Source organism: Pseudomonas sp. FFUP_PS_473 (assembly GCF_002858665.1).
GTDB lineage: Bacteria > Pseudomonadota > Gammaproteobacteria > Pseudomonadales > Pseudomonadaceae > Aquipseudomonas > Aquipseudomonas defluvii.
In genome coordinates, this window is record NZ_PJQQ01000016.1 from 81,010 (window position 1) to 103,595 (window position 22,586).

23 protein-coding genes and 1 other RNA gene are annotated in these 22,586 nt (G+C 59.0%); 18 read left to right on the forward strand and 6 right to left on the reverse strand.

Going from position 1 to position 22,586, the window contains the following annotated elements; all coding sequences use genetic code 11:
- Positions 1–11 precede the first annotated feature (11 nt).
- On the forward strand, positions 12–1,361 hold the full coding sequence (locus tag CYD26_RS13185) for a tryptophan--tRNA ligase (protein WP_065761283.1): 1,350 nt from the start codon (positions 12–14) through the stop codon (positions 1,359–1,361).
- Positions 1,362–1,443: 82 nt separating this feature from the next.
- Complete coding sequence (zapE, locus tag CYD26_RS13190) at positions 1,444–2,538, forward strand: cell division protein ZapE (protein ID WP_099775729.1); 1,095 nt, start codon at positions 1,444–1,446, stop codon at positions 2,536–2,538.
- A gap of 85 nt (positions 2,539–2,623) precedes the next feature.
- On the opposite strand, the gene CYD26_RS13195 is transcribed toward zapE, so the two are convergent.
- Together CYD26_RS13195 and CYD26_RS13200 are read right to left on the reverse strand one after the other, a co-directional pair.
- The gene (locus tag CYD26_RS13195) at positions 2,624–3,520 is read right to left on the reverse strand and encodes a GlxA family transcriptional regulator (RefSeq protein ID WP_176717467.1); all 897 of its coding nucleotides are present in this window, start codon (positions 3,518–3,520) and stop codon (positions 2,624–2,626) included.
- A 212-nt stretch (positions 3,521–3,732) separates the two neighbouring features.
- Positions 3,733–4,773 carry an NADP(H)-dependent aldo-keto reductase gene (locus tag CYD26_RS13200; RefSeq protein WP_099775728.1) on the reverse strand — a complete coding sequence of 347 codons (1,041 nt, stop codon included), beginning with the start codon at positions 4,771–4,773 and terminating at the stop codon, positions 3,733–3,735.
- Between the two features lie 250 nt (positions 4,774–5,023).
- On the opposite strand from CYD26_RS13200, the gene rplM reads away from it, so the two are divergent.
- The 7 genes from rplM to CYD26_RS13235 all read left to right on the forward strand — a co-directional run bounded on the left by rplM (position 5,024) and on the right by CYD26_RS13235 (position 9,878).
- Entirely contained in the window at positions 5,024–5,452 is a 429-nt protein-coding gene (rplM, locus tag CYD26_RS13205; RefSeq protein WP_009404632.1) for a 50S ribosomal protein L13, read from the forward strand.
- 14 nt (positions 5,453–5,466) lie between these two features.
- Complete coding sequence (gene rpsI / locus CYD26_RS13210; RefSeq protein ID WP_065761287.1) at positions 5,467–5,859, forward strand: 30S ribosomal protein S9; 393 nt, start codon at positions 5,467–5,469, stop codon at positions 5,857–5,859.
- A 263-nt stretch (positions 5,860–6,122) separates the two neighbouring features.
- On the forward strand, positions 6,123–6,716 hold the full coding sequence (petA, locus tag CYD26_RS13215; protein WP_065761951.1) for a ubiquinol-cytochrome c reductase iron-sulfur subunit: 594 nt from the start codon (positions 6,123–6,125) through the stop codon (positions 6,714–6,716).
- The gene (locus CYD26_RS13220) at positions 6,716–7,927 is read left to right on the forward strand and encodes a cytochrome bc complex cytochrome b subunit (protein WP_065761950.1); all 1,212 of its coding nucleotides are present in this window, start codon (positions 6,716–6,718) and stop codon (positions 7,925–7,927) included. The genes petA and CYD26_RS13220 overlap by 1 nt, the downstream gene beginning before the upstream one ends.
- On the forward strand, positions 7,927–8,709 hold the full coding sequence (locus CYD26_RS13225; protein ID WP_065761949.1) for a cytochrome c1: 783 nt from the start codon (positions 7,927–7,929) through the stop codon (positions 8,707–8,709). Before CYD26_RS13220 ends, CYD26_RS13225 begins: the two co-directional genes overlap by 1 nt.
- A 117-nt stretch (positions 8,710–8,826) precedes the next feature.
- Positions 8,827–9,444 carry a glutathione S-transferase N-terminal domain-containing protein gene (locus CYD26_RS13230; RefSeq protein ID WP_065761948.1) on the forward strand — a complete coding sequence of 206 codons (618 nt, stop codon included), beginning with the start codon at positions 8,827–8,829 and terminating at the stop codon, positions 9,442–9,444.
- Between the two features lie 17 nt (positions 9,445–9,461).
- Positions 9,462–9,878, forward strand: coding sequence for a ClpXP protease specificity-enhancing factor (locus CYD26_RS13235; protein ID WP_065761947.1), 417 nt, complete (start codon positions 9,462–9,464; stop codon positions 9,876–9,878).
- An 82-nt stretch (positions 9,879–9,960) separates the two neighbouring features.
- On the opposite strand, the gene CYD26_RS13240 is transcribed toward CYD26_RS13235, so the two are convergent.
- The 4 genes from CYD26_RS13240 to CYD26_RS13255 form a co-directional block, all read right to left on the reverse strand.
- On the reverse strand, positions 9,961–10,542 hold the full coding sequence (locus CYD26_RS13240) for a BON domain-containing protein (RefSeq protein WP_065758901.1): 582 nt from the start codon (positions 10,540–10,542) through the stop codon (positions 9,961–9,963).
- On the reverse strand, positions 10,539–11,132 hold the full coding sequence (locus tag CYD26_RS13245; RefSeq protein ID WP_065758902.1) for a phosphoheptose isomerase: 594 nt from the start codon (positions 11,130–11,132) through the stop codon (positions 10,539–10,541). Before CYD26_RS13245 ends, CYD26_RS13240 begins: the two co-directional genes overlap by 4 nt.
- 132 nt (positions 11,133–11,264) lie before the next feature.
- Positions 11,265–11,636: a YraN family protein gene (locus tag CYD26_RS13250; RefSeq protein WP_065758903.1), complete on the reverse strand. Its 372-nt coding sequence runs from the start codon at positions 11,634–11,636 to the stop codon at positions 11,265–11,267.
- Positions 11,636–13,456 (reverse strand): penicillin-binding protein activator, encoded by a 1,821-nt coding sequence (locus CYD26_RS13255; protein ID WP_065758904.1) that lies wholly within the window; start codon positions 13,454–13,456, stop codon positions 11,636–11,638. Before CYD26_RS13255 ends, CYD26_RS13250 begins: the two co-directional genes overlap by 1 nt.
- 187 nt (positions 13,457–13,643) lie before the next feature.
- On the opposite strand from CYD26_RS13255, the gene rsmI reads away from it, so the two are divergent.
- The 9 genes from rsmI to mraY all read left to right on the forward strand — a co-directional run bounded on the left by rsmI (position 13,644) and on the right by mraY (position 22,583).
- The gene (rsmI, locus tag CYD26_RS13260; RefSeq protein WP_178081712.1) at positions 13,644–14,519 is read left to right on the forward strand and encodes a 16S rRNA (cytidine(1402)-2'-O)-methyltransferase; all 876 of its coding nucleotides are present in this window, start codon (positions 13,644–13,646) and stop codon (positions 14,517–14,519) included.
- Positions 14,520–14,586: 67 nt separating this feature from the next.
- Positions 14,587–14,946: RNase P RNA component class A (gene rnpB / locus CYD26_RS13265), an RNA gene on the forward strand.
- Between the two features lie 309 nt (positions 14,947–15,255).
- Positions 15,256–15,711: a division/cell wall cluster transcriptional repressor MraZ gene (mraZ, locus tag CYD26_RS13270; protein WP_065758906.1), complete on the forward strand. Its 456-nt coding sequence runs from the start codon at positions 15,256–15,258 to the stop codon at positions 15,709–15,711.
- A complete protein-coding gene (gene rsmH / locus CYD26_RS13275; protein WP_065758907.1) occupies positions 15,708–16,655 on the forward strand; it encodes a 16S rRNA (cytosine(1402)-N(4))-methyltransferase RsmH in 948 nt (315 codons plus the stop codon). The genes mraZ and rsmH overlap by 4 nt, the downstream gene beginning before the upstream one ends.
- Entirely contained in the window at positions 16,652–16,945 is a 294-nt protein-coding gene (gene ftsL / locus CYD26_RS13280) for a cell division protein FtsL (RefSeq protein ID WP_065758908.1), read from the forward strand. Before rsmH ends, ftsL begins: the two co-directional genes overlap by 4 nt.
- Complete coding sequence (locus CYD26_RS13285; RefSeq protein ID WP_177442449.1) at positions 16,945–18,678, forward strand: penicillin-binding protein 2; 1,734 nt, start codon at positions 16,945–16,947, stop codon at positions 18,676–18,678. Before ftsL ends, CYD26_RS13285 begins: the two co-directional genes overlap by 1 nt.
- Positions 18,678–20,141 carry a UDP-N-acetylmuramoyl-L-alanyl-D-glutamate--2,6-diaminopimelate ligase gene (locus CYD26_RS13290; RefSeq protein WP_102052799.1) on the forward strand — a complete coding sequence of 488 codons (1,464 nt, stop codon included), beginning with the start codon at positions 18,678–18,680 and terminating at the stop codon, positions 20,139–20,141. Before CYD26_RS13285 ends, CYD26_RS13290 begins: the two co-directional genes overlap by 1 nt.
- A complete protein-coding gene (murF, locus tag CYD26_RS13295) occupies positions 20,134–21,501 on the forward strand; it encodes a UDP-N-acetylmuramoyl-tripeptide--D-alanyl-D-alanine ligase (RefSeq protein ID WP_102052800.1) in 1,368 nt (455 codons plus the stop codon). Before CYD26_RS13290 ends, murF begins: the two co-directional genes overlap by 8 nt.
- On the forward strand, positions 21,501–22,583 hold the full coding sequence (gene mraY, locus CYD26_RS13300; RefSeq protein ID WP_065758912.1) for a phospho-N-acetylmuramoyl-pentapeptide-transferase: 1,083 nt from the start codon (positions 21,501–21,503) through the stop codon (positions 22,581–22,583). Before murF ends, mraY begins: the two co-directional genes overlap by 1 nt.
- Positions 22,584–22,586: the final 3 nt, after the last annotated feature.

The following is a 22,586-nucleotide window of genomic DNA, read 5'->3' on the forward strand; positions in this document are numbered from 1 at the left end:
AGCGATTACCCATGACCACTCGTATCCTTACCGGTATCACCACCACGGGCACGCCCCACCTGGGCAACTACGCCGGTGCCATCCGCCCGGCGATCCTGGCCAGCCGCCAGGACAATGTCGACTCGTTCTACTTTCTGGCCGACTACCACGCCCTGATCAAGTGCGATGACCCGCAGCGTATCCAGCGCTCGCGCCTCGAAATCGCGGCGACCTGGCTGGCCGGTGGTCTGGATCCTGAGCGGGTCACGTTCTACCGTCAGTCCGATATCCCTGAAATTCCAGAGCTGACCTGGCTGCTGACCTGTGTCGCTGCCAAGGGCCTGCTCAACCGCGCCCATGCCTACAAAGCGTCCGTGGACAAGAACCTGGAAAACGGTGAAGACCCGGATGCGGGCATCAGCATGGGCCTGTACAGCTACCCGGTACTGATGGCTGCCGACATCCTGATGTTCAACGCGCACAAGGTGCCGGTGGGCCGTGACCAGATTCAACACGTGGAAATGGCGCGTGATATCGGTCAGCGTTTCAACCACCTGTTCGGTCAGGGCAAGGAGTTCTTTGTCATGCCCGAAGCCCTGATCGAGGAGAGCGTGGCGACCCTGCCGGGCCTCGACGGGCGCAAAATGTCCAAGAGCTACGACAACACCATCCCGCTTTTCAGCAGTGCCAAGGAGATGAAAGACGCGATCTCGCGCATCGTCACCGACTCGCGTGCACCAGGGGAAGCGAAGGATCCGGACAACGCCCACCTGTTCACCCTGTTCCAGGCATTCGCTACGCCGGACCAGGCGGCAGAGTTCCGCACTGAGCTGCTGCAGGGCTTGGGCTGGGGCGAGGCCAAGCAGCGCCTGTTCCAGTTGCTCGATGGCCAGTTGAGTGAGGCGCGTGAGCGCTACCATCAGTTGATCGCGCGACCTGCTGACCTGGAAGATATCCTCCTGGCTGGCGCACAGAAGGCGCGCAAGGTTGCTACGCCGTTCCTTGAGCAACTGCGTGAAGCGGTTGGCTTGCGCTCGTTCCGCAACATCGTGCAGGGGCCTGTCGAGGTCAAGAAAAAGGCTGCCAAGGCCGCGCGCTTCGTCAGTTTCCGTGAAGATGACGGCAGCTTCCGTTTCCGTCTGCTGGCCGCTGATGGTGAGCAACTGCTGCTGTCTCGTCACTTTGCCGACGGCAAGACTGCCGGTGCCGTGACCAAGCAACTGCAGCAGGGGCAAGCACTGGATGTACGCAGTGAAGGCCTGGGCTTCAGCCTCTGGCTGGAAGGCGAATGTGTCGCCGATGGCCCGCAGTTCAGCGACGCGGCGGCTCGCGATGCGGCCATTGAGAGCTTGCGCGTGGCCTTGCAGCCACAACAGGACTAAACAGGCTATCGGAAGTCTGATTGCCAATAACCGGGGCCGTCGCTACAGTGACGGCCCGCTTTTGTTGCCTTGCTAACGAATTATGACGCCCCTAGAACGATATCAAGCAGATCTGAAACGTCCCGAATTCTTCCATGACGCGGCGCAGGAAACAGCGGTGCGTCACCTCCAGCGCCTGTACGACGATTTGATCGCGGCGCAGAACAGCAAGCCAGGCGTGTTTGGCAAACTGTTTGGCAAGAAAGAGCAGGTACCTGTCAAAGGCCTGTATTTCTGGGGTGGGGTAGGGCGGGGCAAGACCTACCTGGTCGATACCTTCTTCGAGGCGCTACCGTTCAAGCAGAAGGTGCGTACGCACTTCCACCGCTTCATGAAGCGGGTCCACGAGGAAATGAAAACCCTCAAGGGCGAGAAAAACCCGCTGACGATCATTGCCAAGCGTTTCTCTGAAGAGGCGCGGGTGATTTGCTTCGACGAGTTCTTCGTTTCCGACATTACCGACGCGATGATCCTCGGTACCCTGATGGAAGAACTGTTCAAGAACGGCGTTACGCTGGTGGCAACGTCCAACATCGTCCCCGATGGTCTGTACAAGGACGGTCTGCAGCGTGCGCGCTTCCTCCCGGCCATTGCCCTGATCAAGCAGAACACCGAGATCGTCAACGTCGACAGTGGCGTCGACTACCGTCTGCGTCACCTGGAGCAGGCCGAGCTGTTCCATTACCCACTCGATGAGGCCGCTCACGAGAGCCTGCGCAAGAGTTTCCGCGCCCTGACGCCGGAATGCACCCAGGCTGTTGAGAATGACGTGCTGGTCATCGAGAACCGGGAAATTCGTGCGTTGCGTACCTGTGACGACGTGGCCTGGTTCGATTTCCGCGAACTGTGTGATGGGCCGCGTAGCCAGAACGATTACATCGAGTTGGGCAAGATCTTCCATGCCGTGCTGCTCAGTGGTGTCGAGCAGATGGGCGTGGCGACCGACGATATCGCTCGTCGCTTCATCAACATGGTCGATGAGTTCTATGACCGGAACGTGAAGCTGATCATCTCTGCCGAGGTCGAACTGAAGGACCTGTATACCGGCGGGCGCTTGAGTTTCGAGTTCCAACGTACCCTGAGCCGCTTGCTGGAGATGCAGTCCCACGAGTTCCTGGCGCGGGCGCATCGTCCTTAAGCCGCGTTATGCCCGTCTGGCAAAGCCTGCCCTCGCGCTGAGCACCCTGTGCTGCGCGAGGCAGGCCTGCCTGTGATGCGGTCGCTCAAGCTTCTTGCATGAACTGCTGGCGGTACTGGTTTGGTGACAGTGCCGTGTGCTGGCGGAACAGTCGTGCGAAGAAGCTCGCATCGTCATACCCCACCTCATAGCTGATCGTCTTGATGCTCTTGCGCGTACCGGACAGCAAGCCCTTGGCTGTTTCGATCCGCAAACGCTGCAGATAGTGCAGGGGCTTGTCACCCGTGGCGCCCTGGAAGCGACGCATGAAATTGCGAATGCTCATACCGTGGTTGCGGGCCACGTCCTCAAAGCGAAACTTGTCAGCGAAGTGTTCTTCGAGCCATTGCTGAATTTGCAGGATGATCAGGTCCTGATGCAGTTTCTGCCCACCAAAACCCATGCGTCCCGGCGTGTAGCTGCGCTGTACTTCGTAAAGGATGTCGCGGGACACTGCCTGGGCCACGTTGGCGCCGCAGAAGCGTTCGATCAGGTAGATGTAGAGGTCGCAGGCTGAGGTAGGGCCGCCTGCGCAGTACAGGTTGTCGGCATCGGTCAGGTGCTTGTCCTGGTTGAGGCTGACTTTGGGGAAGCGTTCGGCGAAGGTATTGAAAAAGCGCCAGTAGGTGGTGGCCTCCTTGCCGTCGAGCAGCCCGGCCTCGGCCAGCCAGAACACCCCGCTGGCTTCACCGCAGAGGACGGCGCCAGCAGCATGTTGCTCGCGTAGCCAGGGCAGGATCTGCGGGTAGCGCTGACACAGGGCATCGAAGTCATCCCAGAACGCCGGCAGGATGATGATATCGGCCTGTTCCAGGCCGCCGTCTACCGGTATCAGCACATCGCTAAAGCTGTTCACGGGGTTGCCGTCGGGGCTGACCAGGCGTGTTTCAAACATGGGTTTGAGGCCCAGTCCCAGTTGCTTGCTATACCGCAGGCTGGCCAGATGGAAGAAGTCCTTGGCCTGCATCAGGGTTGAAGCGAACACCTTATCGATGGCCAGAATGCTGACGCGCCGCAGCGACGCGGAGGGTTGGGTAAAGATCATTTCGTTATTCTTATAGGGGAAAGTGGTCAATCACCGGCTGGATCGTCTTATTTTTTGCCGGTGATGTCTACCCTGCGTACCCGCGTTTGCCGCGGGTACGCTACTGCCCTTCAAGGTGCAGGGTTGGGTTGGTCCTGATGGATGGCTTCGATGCTGGCCAGCAGCTCATCACTCAGCTTGAGTTCAAGGCTGCCCAGGTTGCTCTCCAGTTGTTCCAGTGACGTGGCGCCAATGATGTTGCTGGTGACAAAGGGCTGCTGGGTGACGAACGCCAAGGCCATTTGTGCCGGGTCCAGGCCATGCTCGCGGGCCAGCGTCACATAACGGCTGCAGGCCGCTACGGTCTGTGGGTTGGAGTAGCGAGAGAAGCGGCTGAACAGCGTCAGGCGGCCCTTGGCAGGGCGCGCACCGTTCTCGTATTTGCCCGAGAGCATGCCAAAGGCCAGTGGCGAATAGGCCAGCAAGCCGCACTGTTCGCGGATGGCAATTTCCGCCAGGCCGACTTCAAAGCTGCGGTTGAGCAGGTTGTAGGGGTTCTGTATCGATACAGCCCTCGACCAGCCGCGGCTTTCTGCCAGTTGCAGGAACTTCATGGTGCCCCACGGGGTTTCGTTGGACAGGCCGATGTGGCGGATCTTGCCGGCCTTGACCTGCTCGTCGAGGACTTCCAGGGTTTCTTCCAGCGGCGTGAAGTGGTCATGAGGCAGGTGCTGGTAGCCCAGCTTGCCGAAAAAGTTGGTGCTGCGCTCTGGCCAGTGCAGTTGGTAAAGGTCGATCCAGTCGGTCTGCAGGCGCTTGAGGCTGTCGTCGAGTGCGGCAACGATGTGTTGGCGATTGTGTTTCAGCTGGCCGTCGCGAATGTGGCTGATTCCATTGCCTGGGCCGGCCACCTTGCTGGCGAGAACCCAGTCGGCGCGGTCACCGTGCTGCTTGAACCAATTGCCGATGATTTGCTCGGTGGCGGCATAGGTTTCCGGGCGTGGGGGCACGGGGTACATTTCTGCCGTGTCGATGAAGTTGATGCCGGCTGCCTTGGCTCGCTCGATCTGGGCGAAGGCTTCGGCCTGGCTGTTCTGCTCGCCCCAGGTCATGGTGCCCAGGCACAGGGCGCTTACGTTCAGGTCGCTGCGGCCCAGTTGGCGGTAGTCCATTTGCATCTCCCAAGGCAAAAGAAGCATAAAAGCAGGTTGAATTTTTTTTCGCAATCTGGATAATTCAGCCCCTCTCTGTGCTGCGGAAGTGATGCCCCGCGTACCGAAGAACCCTGCCGAATATTGGACGCGCTGACCCGAGCCCCCGATAGCGTCCGTGTGCGGCTGTGTCCTTGACTTGTCAAGGTGCGCACTATCCAGTAAGATCTGCCGTCTTATTTTCGCTGGGCGGCCTCTGAGGCTATAAAGAATGAAAACTTTTACTGCTAAACCGGAAACAGTAAAGCGCGACTGGTTCGTAGTTGACGCCGCTGGTCAGACCCTGGGTCGTCTGGCTACCGAAATCGCTAGCCGTCTGCGTGGCAAGCACAAACCAGAATACACCCCTCACGTTGACACCGGCGACTACATCGTCGTTATCAATGCCGAGCAGGTGCGTGTGACTGGCGCCAAAACTTCGGACAAAATGTACTACTCCCACTCCGGCTTCCCGGGCGGTATCAAGGAAATCAACTTCGAGAAGTTGATCGCCAAGGCCCCAGAGCGCGTGATCGAGACCGCGGTTAAAGGCATGCTGCCTAAGAACCCACTGGGTCGCGACATGTACCGTAAGCTGAAAGTCTATGCGGGCGCTACTCACCCTCATACTGCTCAGCAGCCCCAAGAACTGAAGATTTAACGGAATAGTTCATTATGTCGGCGACTCAAAATTACGGCACTGGCCGTCGCAAGACCGCAACCGCTCGCGTTTTCCTGCGTCCGGGCACTGGCAACATCTCCATCAACAACCGTTCTCTCGAGACGTTCTTCGGTCGTGAAACCGCGCGCATGGTCGTTCGCCAGCCGCTGGAACTGACTGAAACCACCGAGAAGTTCGACATCTACGTCACCGTTATCGGTGGTGGTGTCAGCGGTCAAGCCGGTGCTATCCGTCACGGTATCACTCGCGCTCTGATGGACTACGACGAAACCCTGCGTAGCGCTCTGCGTCGCGCTGGCTACGTCACCCGCGATGCTCGTGAAGTCGAGCGTAAGAAAGTGGGTCTGCGTAAAGCACGTAAGCGTCCGCAATACTCGAAGCGTTAATTCGCGACAGTATTCAAAAAAAGCCCAGTTCCAGGTGGAACTGGGCTTTTTTTATGTCTTGAATACATGAGTCGGACTTTGGTGTGACAACTTGCCGCATAGATGCAAGTCAAGCACTGCAAGGGGTCCAAGGTTTTGGCCGGGCTAATCACCTTGTCAGAGCAGGGTCTTTTAATTACCATTCGGCAAATTTTTACGCAGTTCAGAAATTATTTAGTAGATGCCTGTTGCAACAGGCCACAAAGCTGATGGGAGAGGACTGAATGAGCAATGACGGCGTCAATGCAGGCCGGCGTCGCTTCCTAGTAGCAGCCACGTCTGTGGTAGGTGCTGCTGGAGCGGTGGGGGCTGCGGTCCCGTTCGTGGGGTCATGGTTCCCCAGTGCCAAGGCGAAAGCCGCAGGTGCACCGGTGAAAGTCAATATCGCCAAGATCGAGCCAGGTCAGCAGCTAATCGCTGAGTGGCGCGGCCAGCCCGTGTTCGTCGTTCGCCGTACAGAAGAAATTCTGGGCAACTTGAAAAAGATTGCCGGCGACCTCTCTGACCCTGAATCCAAGGCATCGGTTCAGCCGGCTTACGTCGATCCGTCGAATCGTTCGATCAAGCCTGAAATTCTTGTGCTGGTTGGCCTTTGCACGCATTTGGGTTGCTCCCCGACGTTCCGCCCAGAAGTGGCGCCGGTCGATCTGGGGCCGAAGTGGGTGGGTGGCTATTTCTGCCCTTGCCACGGCTCCCACTACGATTTGGCGGGTCGGGTCTACAAGTCTCAGCCAGCGCCGCTCAATCTGCCGGTGCCGCCGTACTCTTATGAGTCGGACGACATCATTGTCGTCGGTGTCGATCAGGAGAAAGCGTGATGAGTAAGTTCATGGATTGGGTTGATGCGCGCTTCCCCGCGACCAAGATGTGGGAAGACCATCTCAGCAAGTACTACGCACCGAAGAACTTCAACTTCTTCTATTTTTTTGGCTCCCTGGCGCTGCTGGTGCTGGTTAACCAGATCGTCACGGGCGTCTGGCTGACCATGAGCTTCACGCCGTCGGCGGAAGAGGCCTTCGCCTCCGTCGAATACATCATGCGTGACGTTGAATACGGCTGGGTGCTGCGTTACCTGCACTCTACCGGTGCATCGGCGTTTTTCGTCGTTGTCTATCTGCACATGTTCCGCGGTTTGCTCTACGGCTCTTACCAGAAGCCGCGTGAGCTGGTGTGGATCTTCGGTATGCTGATCTACCTGGCGCTGATGGCCGAGGCCTTCATGGGTTACCTGCTGCCGTGGGGCCAGATGTCCTACTGGGGTGCCCAGGTGATCATCTCGCTGTTCGGTGCGATCCCGGTCATCGGTGATGACCTCACCCAATGGATTCGTGGTGACTACCTGATCTCCGGTATTACCCTGAACCGCTTCTTCGCCTTGCACGTGATTGCCCTGCCAATCGTGATTCTGGGTCTGGTAGTGCTGCACATTCTGGCGCTGCACGAAGTAGGTTCGAACAACCCGGATGGTGTCGACATCAAGAAGCTGAAAGATGAGAACGGTGTTCCGCTCGACGGCATTCCTTTCCATCCGTACTACACCGTCAAGGATATCGTCGGTGTCGTGGTCTTCCTGTTCGTCTTCTGTCTGATCGTGTTCTTCTTCCCGGAAATGGGCGGTTACTTCCTCGAGAAGCCGAACTTCGAGCAGGCGAACGCCTTCAAGACACCTGCGCACATTGCGCCTGTATGGTACTTCACGCCGTTCTACGCGATTCTGCGTGCCGTCCCTGACAAGCTGCTTGGTGTCGTAGCCATGGGTGCCGCCATTGCCGTGCTGTTCGTGCTGCCTTGGCTTGACCGTAGCCCGGTCAAATCGATGCGCTACAAAGGCTGGCTGAGCAAGATCTGGCTGGTGGTGTTCTGCATTTCGTTCGTGATCCTGGGCGTGCTGGGTGTTCTGGCGCCGACTCCGGGTCGTACCTTACTGTCGCAGGTATGTACCTTCCTGTACTTCGCCTACTTCATTCTGATGCCGTTCTATACCAGGCTCGAGAAGACCAAACCGGTTCCGGAAAGGGTGACTGGCTGATGAAAAAGCTATTTGCAGTATTGATTCTGGCAGTGATGCCTTCGTTGACCTTTGCTGCCGGTGGTGAAACCGTCGAGCTGCAGAAGGTTGATATCGATCTGACTGACAAGGCCGCTCTGCAGGACGGTGCGCGCACCTTTGCAAACTATTGCATGGGTTGCCACGGCGCCAAGTTCCAGCGTTACGAGCGCGTTGCCGATGACCTCGGTATCCCGCATGAGCTGATGCTCGAGAAGCTGGTGTTCACCGGTGCCAAGATCGGCGATCACATGAAAGTCGGCATGCAGCCCAACGATGCCAAGGCCTGGTTTGGCGCCGCGCCGCCTGACCTGACCCTGGTTGCCCGGGTGCGTGGTACTGACTGGCTCTACAGCTACCTGCATGGCTTCTATGAGGACAAGGCGCGTCCTTGGGGTGTGAACAACACCGTGTTCCCTAACGTGGGCATGCCTAACGTGCTGGTAGGGTTGCAGGGTCGGCAGGTCATCGGTTGCAAGCAGGTCCAGATAGTCACTGACGGCAAGAAGCAATTCGACCCGCTGACCGGTACGCCGTTGACCCATGAGGCGTGTGACCAGCTGACCATCGTGCCGAAATCCGGTACCCTGAACGAAGAGCAGTTCGACGAGAAGGTCAAGAACCTGGTGACCTTCCTGGCGTACTCGGCCAACCCGGTCAAACTGGAAAGCCAGCGCATCGGTACTTACGTGCTGCTGTACCTGGCCTTCTTCTTCGTATTCGCTTACCTGCTCAAGCGCGAATACTGGAAGGACGTGCACTGATCACGCAGTAGTTTCTGGTAGTTGAACGCGCCCTGGGGCGCCTCTGCAACGCAGGGGTGTCCGCAGGGCGCGTTTGCATTTGTACCATTCATAATTACATTCGCGAGGAGGATCACCATGGGCGTGACCAACCGGTTAGCCTGCTACTCCGACCCCGCTGACCACTATTCTCATCGGGTACGCCTTGTTCTCGCCGAGAAGGGGGTCAGTGTCCAGATCATTGATGTGCCTGCTGGTCAGCAGCCGGCAAAGCTGATTGAAGTGAACCCTTACGGCAGTCTGCCGACACTGGTTGATCGCGATCTGGCGTTGTTTGAGTCGACCGTGGTGATGGAGTACCTCGACGAGCGTTATCCGCACCCGCCCTTGCTGCCGGTGTATCCGGTAGCCCGAGCCAACAGCCGGTTGCTGATACACCGCATCCAGCGCGACTGGTGTGGGTTGGTTGATCTGATTCTTGATCCGCGCAGCAAGGACAGCGCGCGCGCTCAGGCGCGCAAAGAGCTGCGAGAGAGCCTTACCGGCGTTTCTCCGCTGTTTGCTGAAAAACCTTGTTTCTTGAGCGAGGAGCAAAGTCTGGTCGACTGTTGTCTACTGCCCATACTCTGGCGTTTGCCGGTGTTGGGTATTGAATTGCCGCGGCCGGCAAAACCGTTGCTGGACTACATGGAGCGCCAGTTCGCTCGTGAAGCTTTCCAGGCGAGCCTGTCCGCTGCTGAACGTGAAATGCGTTAGGTTTTAAGGAGCCGTTTATGAACTCCAGTCGCCCTTATTTGGTGCGTGCGTTGTATGAGTGGATCGTGGACAACGATTGCACGCCGCATATGCTGGTCAATGCCGAGTACCCGGCGGTACAGGTGCCGCAAGGCTTTGCCAGTGATGGTCAGATCGTCTTGAACATTTCGCCCAGTGCCGTGCGTCATTTGCACATGGATAACGAGGCCGTGAGCTTCGAGGGTCGCTTTGGTGGCGTTGCGCATACCCTCTACGTGCCCACAGGTGCGATTCTGGGCATTTACGCTCGAGAGAATGGTCAGGGTATGGTGTTCGAGCTTGAGCCGCCTCTGGTGGACGACGACGAGCTTGAGGGGGAGGATGAATCGGGCGATGACACCGACAATCCACCGCCGCGCCCAAGTGGCCGGCCTAGCTTGAAAGTGGTCAAGTAACAAAAAAGGCGATCCAGGTGAATCGCCTTTTTTGTGCGCGATGCCCGGAGTCCGGGCAGTCGATGGTGCGTCAGGCTGTGGATCAGTCGATGTACTCGAACAGCTTGACGATCTTCTGTACCCCGGACACACCCTGAACCAGACTGGTTGCGCGTGCGGCCTCTTGCTGGGTCATGAGGCCGAGGAGGTAGACGATACCGTTCTCGGTGATCACCTTGATGCGCGAACCGGGTATGTTGGCATCGGCCAGCATCTGGGTTTTGATCTTGGTGGTCAGCCAGGTGTCATTGTTGCGGGCGAGCAGCGAAGAGGGCTGGATGACCTGCAGTTCGTTATGCACCTTCTTGACGCGTTGAACCTGGCTTGCGGCCTGTTCGGCGAGGCTCTTGAGGTCGGCGCGGGGGGTCTGGCCCGCCAGCAGCACGATACCGTTGTAGCTGCTTACGACAATGTGCGAATTCTTGTCCAGGTCGGGACTGGCCTTGGCGACGTTCACCGCCACCTTGGTTTCGATCAGTGAGTCGTCAATCTTGCTGCCGAGTGTGCGCGTGCCGCGATCATCCTCGATCGGGGCTTCGCGGCTTGCGCTAATTACCGAGCTGCAACCGGCATTCAGGCCGAGGCACAAGGTCAGGGCCATCAGGCCCAGGCGTTTTGCGGTCATTCTTCACTCCCAAACAATTGGCTGTCGATCAGATCGCAGAGACAGTGGATCGCCAGCAGGTGGACTTCCTGGATGCGTGCGGTGACGTCGGCCGGGACACGAATCTCGACGTCCTCTGGCAGCAACAACGAAGCCATGCCGCCTCCGTCGCGCCCAGTCAGAGCTACGACAATCATTTCGCGATCATGTGCGGCCTGGATCGCTTGAATAATGTTTGCCGAGTTGCCGCTGGTCGAAATTGCCAGCAGCACATCGCCGGGTTGGCCAAGGGCACGGATCTGCTTGGAGAACACCTCGTTGTAGCTGTAATCGTTTGCGATCGAGGTGATGGTCGAGCTGTCGGTCGTCAGGGCGATCGCTGGCAGGCTTGGGCGTTCACGTTCGAAGCGGTTCAGCAGTTCCGAGGAAAAGTGCTGGGCGTCGCCGGCCGACCCACCGTTGCCGCATGCGAGCATCTTGCCCTCATTGAGCAGGGCATTGACCATCACCTGGCTGGCTTGCTCGATGTGAGGTGCAAGGACGTCCATCGCCTGTTGCTTGGTGTTGATGCTGGCCTGGAAAAGCTGGCGAATTCGGGATTGCATGTCCATCAGTGTGACCTTAAGTGGGGCGGCTGGCCGGGCGCGTCGGGAAGCCGGATACCCCGGCACATGACTGTGCAGCCCGTGAAGCAAAGAGCAAATTGAGTTCGGTGGGTAAACGATGCATTGCCAGGCGCTGGCTTAGCATTCGAAGGCATTTTTCAGCCATTCGAGTGCTTGCCCTGCATGGCCGCGACCTTGCAGGGCAATGACATCGAATCGGCAAGGGTGCCTGGCCCATCGTGCTTCCTGTTGCAGAAAATGTTCGGCGGCCAGCGCCAGTTTTTCCTGCTTGCGGGCATCGATACTGCCGAGTGCGCCGCCGAAGCTTGCGTGCAGCCGGTAACGAACTTCGACGAATACTACTGTATCGCTGTCGAGCATGACCAGATCAAGCTCGCCGCGTTTGCATCGCCAGTTCTGCGCCAGCAGGTGCAGACCTTGTCCCTGAAGGTACTGCAAGGCCTGCTGTTCGGCGGCTTGGCCGGCCTTCTGGCGCGAACTGTCGGGCATTAGCGTGGTGTATCGGGCAAGCGTTTGACCTGGCCGGCGGAGAACTCCGCCCAGGGCAGTTGGCGTTCGATGCGCTGGCTCTGGCCCATGCTCAGGCTGCCGGAGAAGCCTTCGATACGGGTGTCTGGCAGTGCCTTGAGCTGGCTCAGGCGCGGCGCGAGGCTGTACGCATCAATACCCATGGCATAAAGGCGACCCAGGCTGCCGCCGGCTTGTGGCCATTGGCGAACGACCTGTTGACGCAGCGAATTGCCGGTATCGAGCAGCCATGGGGTTTCGCAGAAGCGAATGCCGTTCATGTCGTTGTACTGGTTGACGTCGCCTGAGGCGCTGTACAGGTGCGAGGTTGCGTACACGGGTACGTCGCCGGCGTACTGGAAGTTCAGGGTCGGCTTGATTTGCTGGGCCTGCTGTGGGGTGGCAGCGAGGAAGATGAAGTCGATGTCCTGGCGGCGTGACGGCTGTGCCGAAACGTTACCGCCTACCGTGCTCTGCAGGCTCTTCGCGCGGCCTTCGCTTTGGCGCAGTTGGAACAGTTCGGCGATTTGCTGGGCGAGTGCCACAGGCTGGTCGATATGCTCGGCTGCGATCAGGGTGCCGCCTTTGGCTTCCCAGTCCTGACGGAAGGCCTTGAGCACGCGGTCGCCCCATTCGCCGCGTGGCACCAGGGCTGCAGCGCGGCGCATGCCATCGGCATGAGCGCGGCGGGACACTTCACGTGCCTCGTCTTCGGCGGCCAGGCCGAACTGGAACAGTTGTGGTGGGTTGCCTTGGCCGACGTCGCTGTAGTTCAGGGCGAGGGTGGTGATAGGCAGTTGGCTGCGGGTGCTCAGTTGTTTGACCAGTGGTTTTTCCAGCGGGCCGATCACCAGTTGTACGCCGGCAGCCTGTGCCTGACGATAGAAGTCATCCAGGGATGTCAGGCGCGAGCTGTCGAACACCTGGATTGCAGGTGGTTGCTGGCCGGCTTGCTGGGCTTGCAGGTGTGCAGCCATGAAACCGTCACGCAGGGCGCGGGCTACCGATGCCAACTGACCTTCCTGCGGCAGCAGCAGGGCAATTTTGGTCAATGGCTGACTGGCCAGTTGCTTGAGTTTTACCAATGGCAGCGGCAGTTGCAGGGCAGCAGGGTGTTCGCTGTGTTGGCCGCGCCAGGTTTCGATGGCGACCTGTTGCTGTTCCAGCGTGCCTGCGTTTTTCACGGCCAGCGCCAGGCTGGCCCAACCGGCCAAGGGGTCGCTACCCATGCTGACGCTCTGCAGTTGCTCGCTCGGCAGGGCGGAAACCAGGCTCCAGATGGCTTCGTGGTTGGCGTTGGCTGCGTTGCCCGCGAGCAATGGTGCCAACTGAACACGCTCCTGGGCAGCCGCCAGGGTTTGGCCGTCGGCCTCAAGGGCAGCAGCGCGCACGCTGTAGGTACGAGCCTGTTGCTCCTTCGGCAGTTCGCTCAGGCGGGCCAGGCTGGGGTGGCTCAAGGCGCTGAGTGCAGCTTTGGGCTGATTACGGCCCATCGCCAGTTCGGCGCTCAAGGTGCTGGCAAAGACCTGTTGTGCAGGCTTGAGTGATTCCAGCGGCACCTGCTCAAGAATCTGCGAGGCACGTGCGTTGTCTTTTTGCGTGTGAGCCAAGTCTGCCGCGCTCAGGCGCAACAGTGCGGCTTTTTCCGGTGTCTTGCTGGTGGCGGCCTGGTCGAGCAGTTGCTCGATGCTGGCATCTGGAGTGCGTGGCAACTCGCCCAGGCTTGATGAGGGCGAACTGGCGCAGGCTGCCAGCAGGGCAGCGAGACAGAGGGCTGAGAGCAGCCGCAGGCTAGCGATCATGTAAATGTCCTGTTACTCGATCAAATTAACCTGCAATTGTACCCAAGCGCTTGCTTGGGTGCGATCTCGCTGGCGCTAAACCTTCACTATAGGTCGCTCGGCTTCGTGCCAGGCAGGTCTTGGTTACGCATTGTTGCTGGCGATCGGGCTACAATGGCGCCTTTGATCTCGATGATGGGTGTGTGCTGTGACCGATGTTTCAGGTGCTTCCAATTCCACTGCCGGTACGTTGTACGTAGTGGCCACGCCGATTGGCAATCTGGATGACATCAGTGCGCGCGCCCTGAAGATTCTGAGCGGTGTGGCGCTGATCGCGGCCGAGGACACGCGGCACTCGGTACGGTTGCTGCAGCACTTCGGGATCAACACACCCTTGGCGGCGTGTCATGAGCACAATGAGCGTGACGAGGGTAATCGCTTCATTACCCGTTTGCAGGCCGGCGACAGTGTTGCGCTGATTTCCGATGCGGGTACGCCGTTGATTTCCGACCCGGGCTATCACCTGGTCCGGCAGGCGCGCGCAGCGGGTATTGCGGTGGTGCCTGTCCCTGGCGCGTGTGCCTTGATTGCGGCGCTGTCCGCCGCGGGCTTGCCGTCTGATCGTTTTATTTTCGAAGGGTTTCTGCCGGCCAAGGCTGTCGGGCGCAAGGCGCGCCTGAGCCAGCTCAAGGAGGAGCCGCGTACATTGATCTTCTACGAAGCGCCGCATCGAATCCTCGAGTGTCTGCAGGATATGGAGTCGGTGTTTGGTGCTGAGCGCCCGGCACTTCTGGCGCGTGAGTTGACCAAAACGTTCGAGACGCTCAAGGGGTTGCCGCTGGCCGAGTTGCGCGCCTTTGTTGAGTCCGACAGTAATCAGCAGCGCGGAGAGTGCGTGGTGCTGGTTGCCGGTTGGGTGGCACCGGAGGATGAGCAGGCCGTCAGTGCCGAGGCGATGCGTGTGCTCGATCTGCTGCTTGCAGAAATGCCGCTCAAGCGTGCAGCTGCATTGGCTGCGGAAATTACTGGTGTACGCAAGAATGTTTTGTATCAAGTTGCCTTGGAAAAACAGAAAGGCGAGTGATATCACCTGGCCATTCTTTCTATTTAAGCTTGTTCTTGAGCCTTTCAACCGTTAACCTTCGCGGCGGAGAGTCGATTGGACAGTCGCTGCCTTCTTTTGTTCTGCAAAAGAGGGGGGAGGAAAGTCCGGGCTCCATAGGGCAGAGTGCCAGGTAATGCCTGGGGGGCGCGAGCCTACGGAAAGTGCCACAGAAAATAACCGCCTAAGTGCTTCGGTACCGGTAAGGGTGAAAAGGTGCGGTAAGAGCGCACCGCACGTCTGGTAACAGTTCGTGGCTAGGTAAACCCCACTCGGAGCAAGACCAAATAGGGTTCCATATGGCGCGGCCCGCGTTGGAACCGGGTAGGTTGCTAAAGGCGTCCAGTGATGGCCGTCGTAGAGGAATGACTGTCCTCGACAGAACCCGGCTTACAGATCGACTCTCCACCTTTTTCCCTCCCCTGCTTGAATCGATAGCAGACTCGCTTTGGTAATACCGAAAAAATCTTACTCTTGAGAAACTACTTTAAGTTCGCACTCCATCCGTTTGAGTGAGCTCGCAATTTATCGTCAAAAATCCCTCCGATAAGTCTCTTCATTATCCAATGTTGCGCTAAATCTCCGATCTGTAAGGGTTTTCCCTATAAGGGTGCCTTGACGGTGTGGTGGGCGGATTCCTATAGTGTGCGCAAGTGGCAGAAAGTGGCATGAAGTGGGTTTTCAGGCACAAAAAACAAACAATTAGGGAAGCGCAGCCGTGTTCCGCGGAGCAAACGCTATCAACCTCGACGCCAAGGGCCGTCTCGCAATGCCGAGCCGGTACCGTGACGAGCTTGATTCGCGCAGTTCCGGGCAATTGATCGTGACAATTGATGCCGTTGACCCCTGTTTGTGTGTCTACCCGCTTGATGAATGGGAAATTATTGAAGCCAAGTTGCGTGCCTTGCCGTCATTGCGTGAAGAGAACCGCCGTCTGCAGCGTTTGCTGATCGGCAATGCGGTGGATCTGGAGCTTGATGGCAGTGGGCGCTTCCTGGTGCCTCCGCGTTTGCGTGAGTACGCCAAGCTCGACAAGCGCGCGATGCTTGTGGGGCAACTGAACAAATTCCAATTGTGGGACGAGGATGCCTGGAATGCTGTTGCTGCAGCAGACCTGGCGGCCATTCAACAACCGGGCGCCATGCCTGATGAACTACGTGATTTGATCCTGTGACTATAGATAGCGGCTTTAACCACATCACCGTGCTGCTTGACGAAGCCGTCGAGGCTCTCGCCATACGCGCCGATGGCTGCTACCTGGACGGCACGTTCGGTCGTGGCGGTCACAGCCGTTTGATCCTTCGGCATTTGGGGCCGCAAGGGCGACTGCTCGGCTTCGATAAAGATCCTCAAGCGATTGCAACCGGGCAAGCGCTGGCGGCCGAAGACGGCCGCTTTGTTATTGTGCAGCGCAGTTTTGCCGAACTGGGTGCAGAGGTTTCCGCGCGCGGCCTGGCCGGCAAGGTCAGTGGCGTGCTGCTTGATCTGGGCGTTTCCTCGCCTCAGCTGGATGACCCCGAGCGCGGTTTCAGCTTTTTGAACGATGGCCCTCTGGATATGCGCATGGACCCTTCGCGGGGTATCAGTGCGGCAGAATTCATTGCTACGGCGCCCGAAGAGGAAATTGCCCGGGTATTCAAGGAGTACGGCGAGGAGCGTTTCGCCAAGCGGATGGCCCGTGCCGTGGTCGAGCGTCGTCAGGTGCAGCCGTTTACCCGTACCGCAGACCTCGCCGAAGTGCTCAAGGTAGCCAATCCGGCATGGGAGAAGGGCAAGAACCCGGCAACCCGTGCATTCCAGGGGCTGCGCATTCACGTCAATAACGAGCTGGGCGATCTTGAGGCTGGCCTGGAGGCTGCGCTCGAGATGCTGGAGATCGGCGGTCGTCTGGTGGTGATCAGCTTCCACTCCCTGGAAGACCGGATCGTCAAACTGTTCATGCGCAAACTGGTCAAGGGTGAGGCCGATAACCTGCCACGCAACCTGCCTGTACAGCACAAGCCTTTCGAGCCGAAGATCAAGGTGCACGGCAAGGCGCAGTTCGCCTCCGACGCTGAGCTCAAGGCTAACCCGCGTTCGCGTAGCGCGGTCATGCGGGTTGCGGAGAAGCTGCGGTGAGCAAGCTTTTTGCCAAGCCTCTACCAGGCGGAAGCTTCCTGATGCTGCTGCTGTTCATTGGCGTGCTCGTTTCGGCGATCGCCGTGTCCTACAGCGCGCACTGGAATCGTCAACTGCTTAACACCCTCTATGGCGAATTGAACGAGCGCGACAAGGCGCAGGCCGAGTGGGGGCGTTTGATTCTTGAACAAAGTACCTGGACCGCCCACAGCCGGATCGAGAGTTTGGCTAGCGAACAGTTGAAAATGCGTATTCCTGGCGCCGATGAAGTAAGGATGGTGGTGCCATGATGAAGCTTGAGGGTGCGCTTTATCCGTGGCGGTTTCGCGTGGTGCTTGCGCTGCTGGCCGTGATGGTCGGTGCCATTGCCTGGCGAATTGTCGATTTGCAGGTGGTCGACCGTGACTTCCTCAAGGGGCAGGGCGACGCGCGCAGCCTGCGCCATATTCCCATTCCGGCGCACCGTGGGTTGATTACCGACCGCAACGGTGAACCGCTGGCGGTCAGTACGCCGGTTACCACGCTGTGGGCCAACCCGAAGGAGATGCAGGCGGGCAAGGACCGTTGGCCGGTATTGGCGGCTGCCCTCAAGCAGGACCCCAATCAGTTGAGCCAGCGTCTTGAGGCGCAGGCCAACAAAGAGTTCATTTATCTGGTGCGCGGCCTGACCCCAGAGCAAGGACAGGTTGTGCTCGACCTGAAAATACCGGGCGTCTACGGCATCGAGGAGTTCAGGCGCTTCTATCCGGCCGGTGACGTAACCGCGCACATGGTTGGTTTCACCGACCTTGATGATCACGGCCGGGAAGGTGTGGAGCTGGCCTACGATGACTGGCTGGCCGGGGTCCCGGGAAAACGTCAGGTGATCAAGGATCGGCGTGGCCGACTTATCAAGGATATCCAGGTAACCAAGAACGCCAAGGCAGGGAAGACCTTGGCGTTGTCAATTGACCTGCGTCTGCAGTACCTGGCTACCCGCGAGCTGCGCAATGCGATAGCCGAGCAGGAGGCCAAGGCCGGTAGCCTGGTGATCATGGACGTGAAGACTGGCGAAGTTCTGGCAATGGTCAACCAGCCAACCTACAACCCGAACAACCGTCGCAGCATGTTCCCCGCTGCGATGCGTAACCGGGCCATTATCGATGTGTTCGAGCCAGGCTCCACCGTCAAGCCATTGTCGATGAGTGCGGCGCTGCAAAGCGGACGCTGGAAGCCGACCGACAAGGTCGAGGTGTATCCCGGTACCTTGCAGCTGGGCCGTTACACCATTCGTGACGTTTCCAAGACCGAAGGCCCGATCCTCGATCTGACGGGCATCCTGATCAACTCCAGTAACGTCGGCATGAGCAAGATCGCCTTCGATATTGGGGGTGAGGCGATCTATCGCGTCATGGCTCAATTGGGCCTGGGCCAGTACACCGGCCTGGGGTTCCCGGGCGAGCGCGTCGGTAACTTGCCGAACCACCGTGAATGGCGCAAGGCCGAGACCGCCACGCTGTCCTATGGCTATGGTTTGTCGGTTACCGCGCTGCAGTTGGTGCACGCGTATGCGGCATTGGCCAACGACGGCAAGATGGTGCCGTTGAGCATTCTCAAGACCGACAAAGCACCTGAAGAAACCCAGGTAGTGCCGAAGGAAACCGCAGAAACCATTCAAGGCATGCTGCAGCAAGTGATCGAAGCGCCGCGTGGGGTGTTCCGTGCGCAGGTGCCGTTCTATCACGTCGGCGGCAAGAGCGGTACGGCCCGTAAGGCCACCATTGGTTCCAAAGGTTATACCGAGAACGCCTACCGATCCCTGTTCGCCGGCTTCGGGCCCATGAGTGATCCGCGTTACGCCATCGTGGTGGTCATCGACGAGCCGAGCAAAGGTGGCTACTTCGGTGGCCTGGTTTCTGCGCCGGTGTTCAGCAAGGTCATGTCGGGCACCCTGCGTTTGATGAACGTTCCGCCGGACAACCTGCCGGCACCTATTCCACCGCAGCAGGTCAATGCTGCGCCCGCCAAAGGAGGGCGCGGATAATGACAATGCCATTGAGTAAGCTGTTCGCCCAAGCCTCGCGCGATCCATTGATTCGCGAGCTGACGCTCGACAGTCGTAACGTGCGTCCTGGCGATCTGTTCCTGGCGGTGCCGGGTACGCGTGTGGACGGGCGCGAGCACATTGCCGATGCGCTGGCGCGCGGTGCCGCGGCTGTTGCCTATGAGGCTGACGGCGCCAGCGTGTTGCCGCTCACGGATGTGCCGTTGATTCCGGTCAAGGGCCTGGCTGCCCAGTTGTCGGACATCGCCGGGCGTTTCTATGGCGAGCCCAGCCGTCTGCTGGACCTGGTGGGTGTCACTGGAACCAACGGCAAGACCAGCGTGACTCAGTTGGTGGCTCAGGCGTTGGACCGTCTTGGCCAGCACTGCGGTCTGATCGGTACCTTGGGCACCGGGTTTTATGGTGCTTTGCAAAGTGGCCGCCTGACGACGCCTGACCCTATTGCGGTACAGTCCACGCTCAGCGATCTGAAAAACCAGGGCGCCCGTGCGGTGGCCATGGAAGTGTCCTCTCACGCGTTGGATCAAGGCCGGGTCGCAGCCCTTGCGTTCGATATTGCTGTGATGACCAATTTGTCGCGTGATCATCTGGATTACCACGGCAGCATGCAGGACTACGAGGCTGCCAAGGCACGCCTGTTTGCCTGGCCGAACCTGCGGTGCCGGGTGGTCAACCTGGACGACGACTTTGGTCGCCGCCTCGCTGCCGAATCCAGTGATGCGCGTCTTATCAGCTACAGCTTGATCGATGCCGAGGCCTCGCTTTATTGCCGCGAAGCTCACTTCGATGATGATGGCGTGCGCGCCGTGATCGTGACGGCTCAGGGCGAACGTACCCTGCGTAGCCGCCTGCTTGGGCGCTTCAATCTGAGCAATATGCTGGCTGCGGTCGGCACATTGCTGGCGCTGGATTACCCGCTGGATGAAATTCTCAAGGTCACCCCCGAGCTGGATGGGCCGGTTGGGCGCATGCAGCGCCTGGGTGGCGGCAAGCGGCCTTTGGTGGTGGTCGATTACGCACATACCCCGGACGCCTTGGAAAAGGTACTTGAAGCTCTGCGCCCGCACGCCAAGGGGCAGTTGTTGTGCCTGTTCGGGTGCGGTGGTGACCGTGATCGCGGCAAACGACCGCTGATGGCGCAGGTTGCCGAGCGTCTGGCTGATCGTGTGCTGGTCACTGACGACAACCCGCGCAGTGAAGATCCGCAGCAGATTTTTGCGGACATTCGTGCAGGCTTCGATGACGTGACAGCCGTCGAATTCGTTGCCGGGCGCGGTGAAGCCATCGCCCAACTGATCGCCAGTGTGGCGGCCGATGATGTCGTCGTCCTGGCCGGCAAAGGGCACGAAGATTATCAAGAGATCAATGGCCAGCGGCATGCGTTCTCCGATCTGGTTGAAGCCGAGCGCGCGTTGAGCGCCTGGGAGGTTACTCATGCTTAAGCCACTGTCGCTCAGCGAGTTGACCGTAGCATTGCAGGCACGTGTGCATGGCAGTGATGCCACGTTCAATGGCGTCAGTATCGACAGCCGTGCAATTACCCCGGGGCAGTTGTTCGTGGCGCTGACCGGGCCGCGTTTCGATGGGCACGACTACCTGAACGATGTTGCAGCCAAGGGGGCTGTGGCGGCGTTGGTCGAGCGTGAAGTGCCAGGTACTGATTTGCCGCAGCTGATCGTGGCCGACAGTCGTCTGGCACTGGGCCAACTGGGTGCGCTGAACCGTGCCCGGTTCGACAAGCCTGTCGCGGCGATTACCGGCTCTAGCGGTAAAACCACGGTTAAAGAGATGCTCGCCAGTATCCTGCGCACCCGTGGGCCGGTGTTGGCCACCCGTGGCAATCTGAACAACGACCTTGGCGCGCCATTGACGCTGCTGGAGTTGGCATCGGAGCACACTGCGGCGGTTATTGAGCTGGGTGCTTCGCGCATCGGCGAAATCGCCTACACCGTTGGCCTGACCCGACCGCATGTCGCCTTGATCAACAATGCCGGTACGGCTCATGTCGGCGAATTTGGCGGTCCGGAAAAGATTGTTGAAGCCAAAGGTGAAATCCTTGAGGGCCTGGATCAGGATGGCGTGGCTATCCTCAACCTTGATGACAAGGCGTTCGCTACCTGGAAGCAACGTGCAGGCGATCGCCGTGTGATCAGTTTTGCGCTGAACAATGCTGCCGCTGATTTCCATGCCACTGCGCTTGATCGCGATGTGCGCGGTTGCCCCGCATTCGACTTGCGTAGCCCTCTGGGTTCGGCGCGGGTGCAGTTGAACCTGCTCGGCACGCACAACGTCAGCAATGCCTTGGCTGCCGCCGCTGCCGCCTATGCCTTTGGTCTGACACTTGAAGGTATTGTTGCCGGCCTGAATGCCGTGCAGCCCGTCAAGGGCCGCACCGTGGTACAGATGGCTGCAAATGGCGTTCGGGTGATCGATGACACTTACAACGCAAACCCCACCTCCATGTGTGCTGCCGTTGATATACTCGCCGGCTTTTCCGGGCGCACTGTTCTGGTGCTCGGGGATATTGGCGAACTGGGCCAGTGGGCCGAGGAAGGGCACCGGCAGGTGGGCGACTACGCCAAAGACAAGGTTTCGGCACTCTATGCCGTAGGGCCAATGATGGCTCACGCTGTTAAGGCGTTTGGCATCAACGCCCGCCACTTCGCTACTCAAGCCGACCTGATCGAAGCCGTTCGTGGCGAGCAGGCTGGCAATACCACCATTTTGATCAAGGGTTCGCGCAGCGCTGCGATGGAAAACGTCGTGGCGGCCTTGTGCGGTTCCAGCGGGGAGAAACATTAATGCTGCTGCTGTTGGCCGAGTATCTGCAACAGTTCTACAAAGGCTTCGCGGTCTTTCAGTACCTGACCCTGCGCGGGATTCTGGGTGTGCTGACGGCGTTGTCGCTGGCCCTGTGCCTGGGGCCCTGGATGATCCGCACGCTGCAGATTCGCCAGATCGGTCAGGCGGTGCGTAATGACGGCCCGCAATCGCACTTGTCCAAGTCCGGTACCCCGACCATGGGTGGTGCCTTGATCCTGTCGGCCATTGCCATCAGTACGCTGCTTTGGGCCGACCTGAGCAACCGTTATGTGTGGGTCGTGCTGATCGTCACGCTGCTGTTTGGCGCCATTGGTTGGGTTGACGACTACCGCAAGGTGATTGAAAAGAATTCGCGTGGCCTGCCGAGCCGCTGGAAGTATTTCTGGCAATCGGTGTTCGGCCTGGGCGCTGCGATCTTCCTGTACATGACGGCACCGACCAGCGTCGAGACCACGCTGATCGTACCGATGCTCAAGGATGTCACCATTCCGTTGGGCATTGGCTTCGTGGTGCTGACCTATTTCGTGATCGTCGGTTCGAGTAACGCGGTCAACCTGACCGATGGCCTCGATGGCCTGGCCATTCTGCCCACGGTGATGGTTGGCGGCGCCTTGGGTATCTTCTGCTACCTGTCGGGTAACGTGAAGTTTGCTGAATACCTGCTGATTCCTTATGTACCGGGCTCTGGCGAGCTGATCGTGTTCTGTGGCGCCTTGATCGGTGCGGGCCTGGGTTTCCTCTGGTTCAACACCTATCCGGCTCAGGTCTTCATGGGTGATGTCGGCGCGCTGGCACTGGGTGCTGCACTGGGCACCATTGCCGTGATCGTCCGCCAGGAGATCGTGTTGTTCATCATGGGCGGCATTTTCGTCATGGAGACCCTGTCGGTGGTCATCCAGGTGGCGTCCTTTAAATTGACCGGTCGTCGTGTGTTCCGCATGGCGCCTATCCACCACCACTTTGAACTCAAAGGCTGGCCCGAGCCGCGTGTGATCGTCCGTTTCTGGATTATCACCGTGATTCTGGTGCTGATTGGCCTTGCCACCCTGAAACTGAGGTAGACA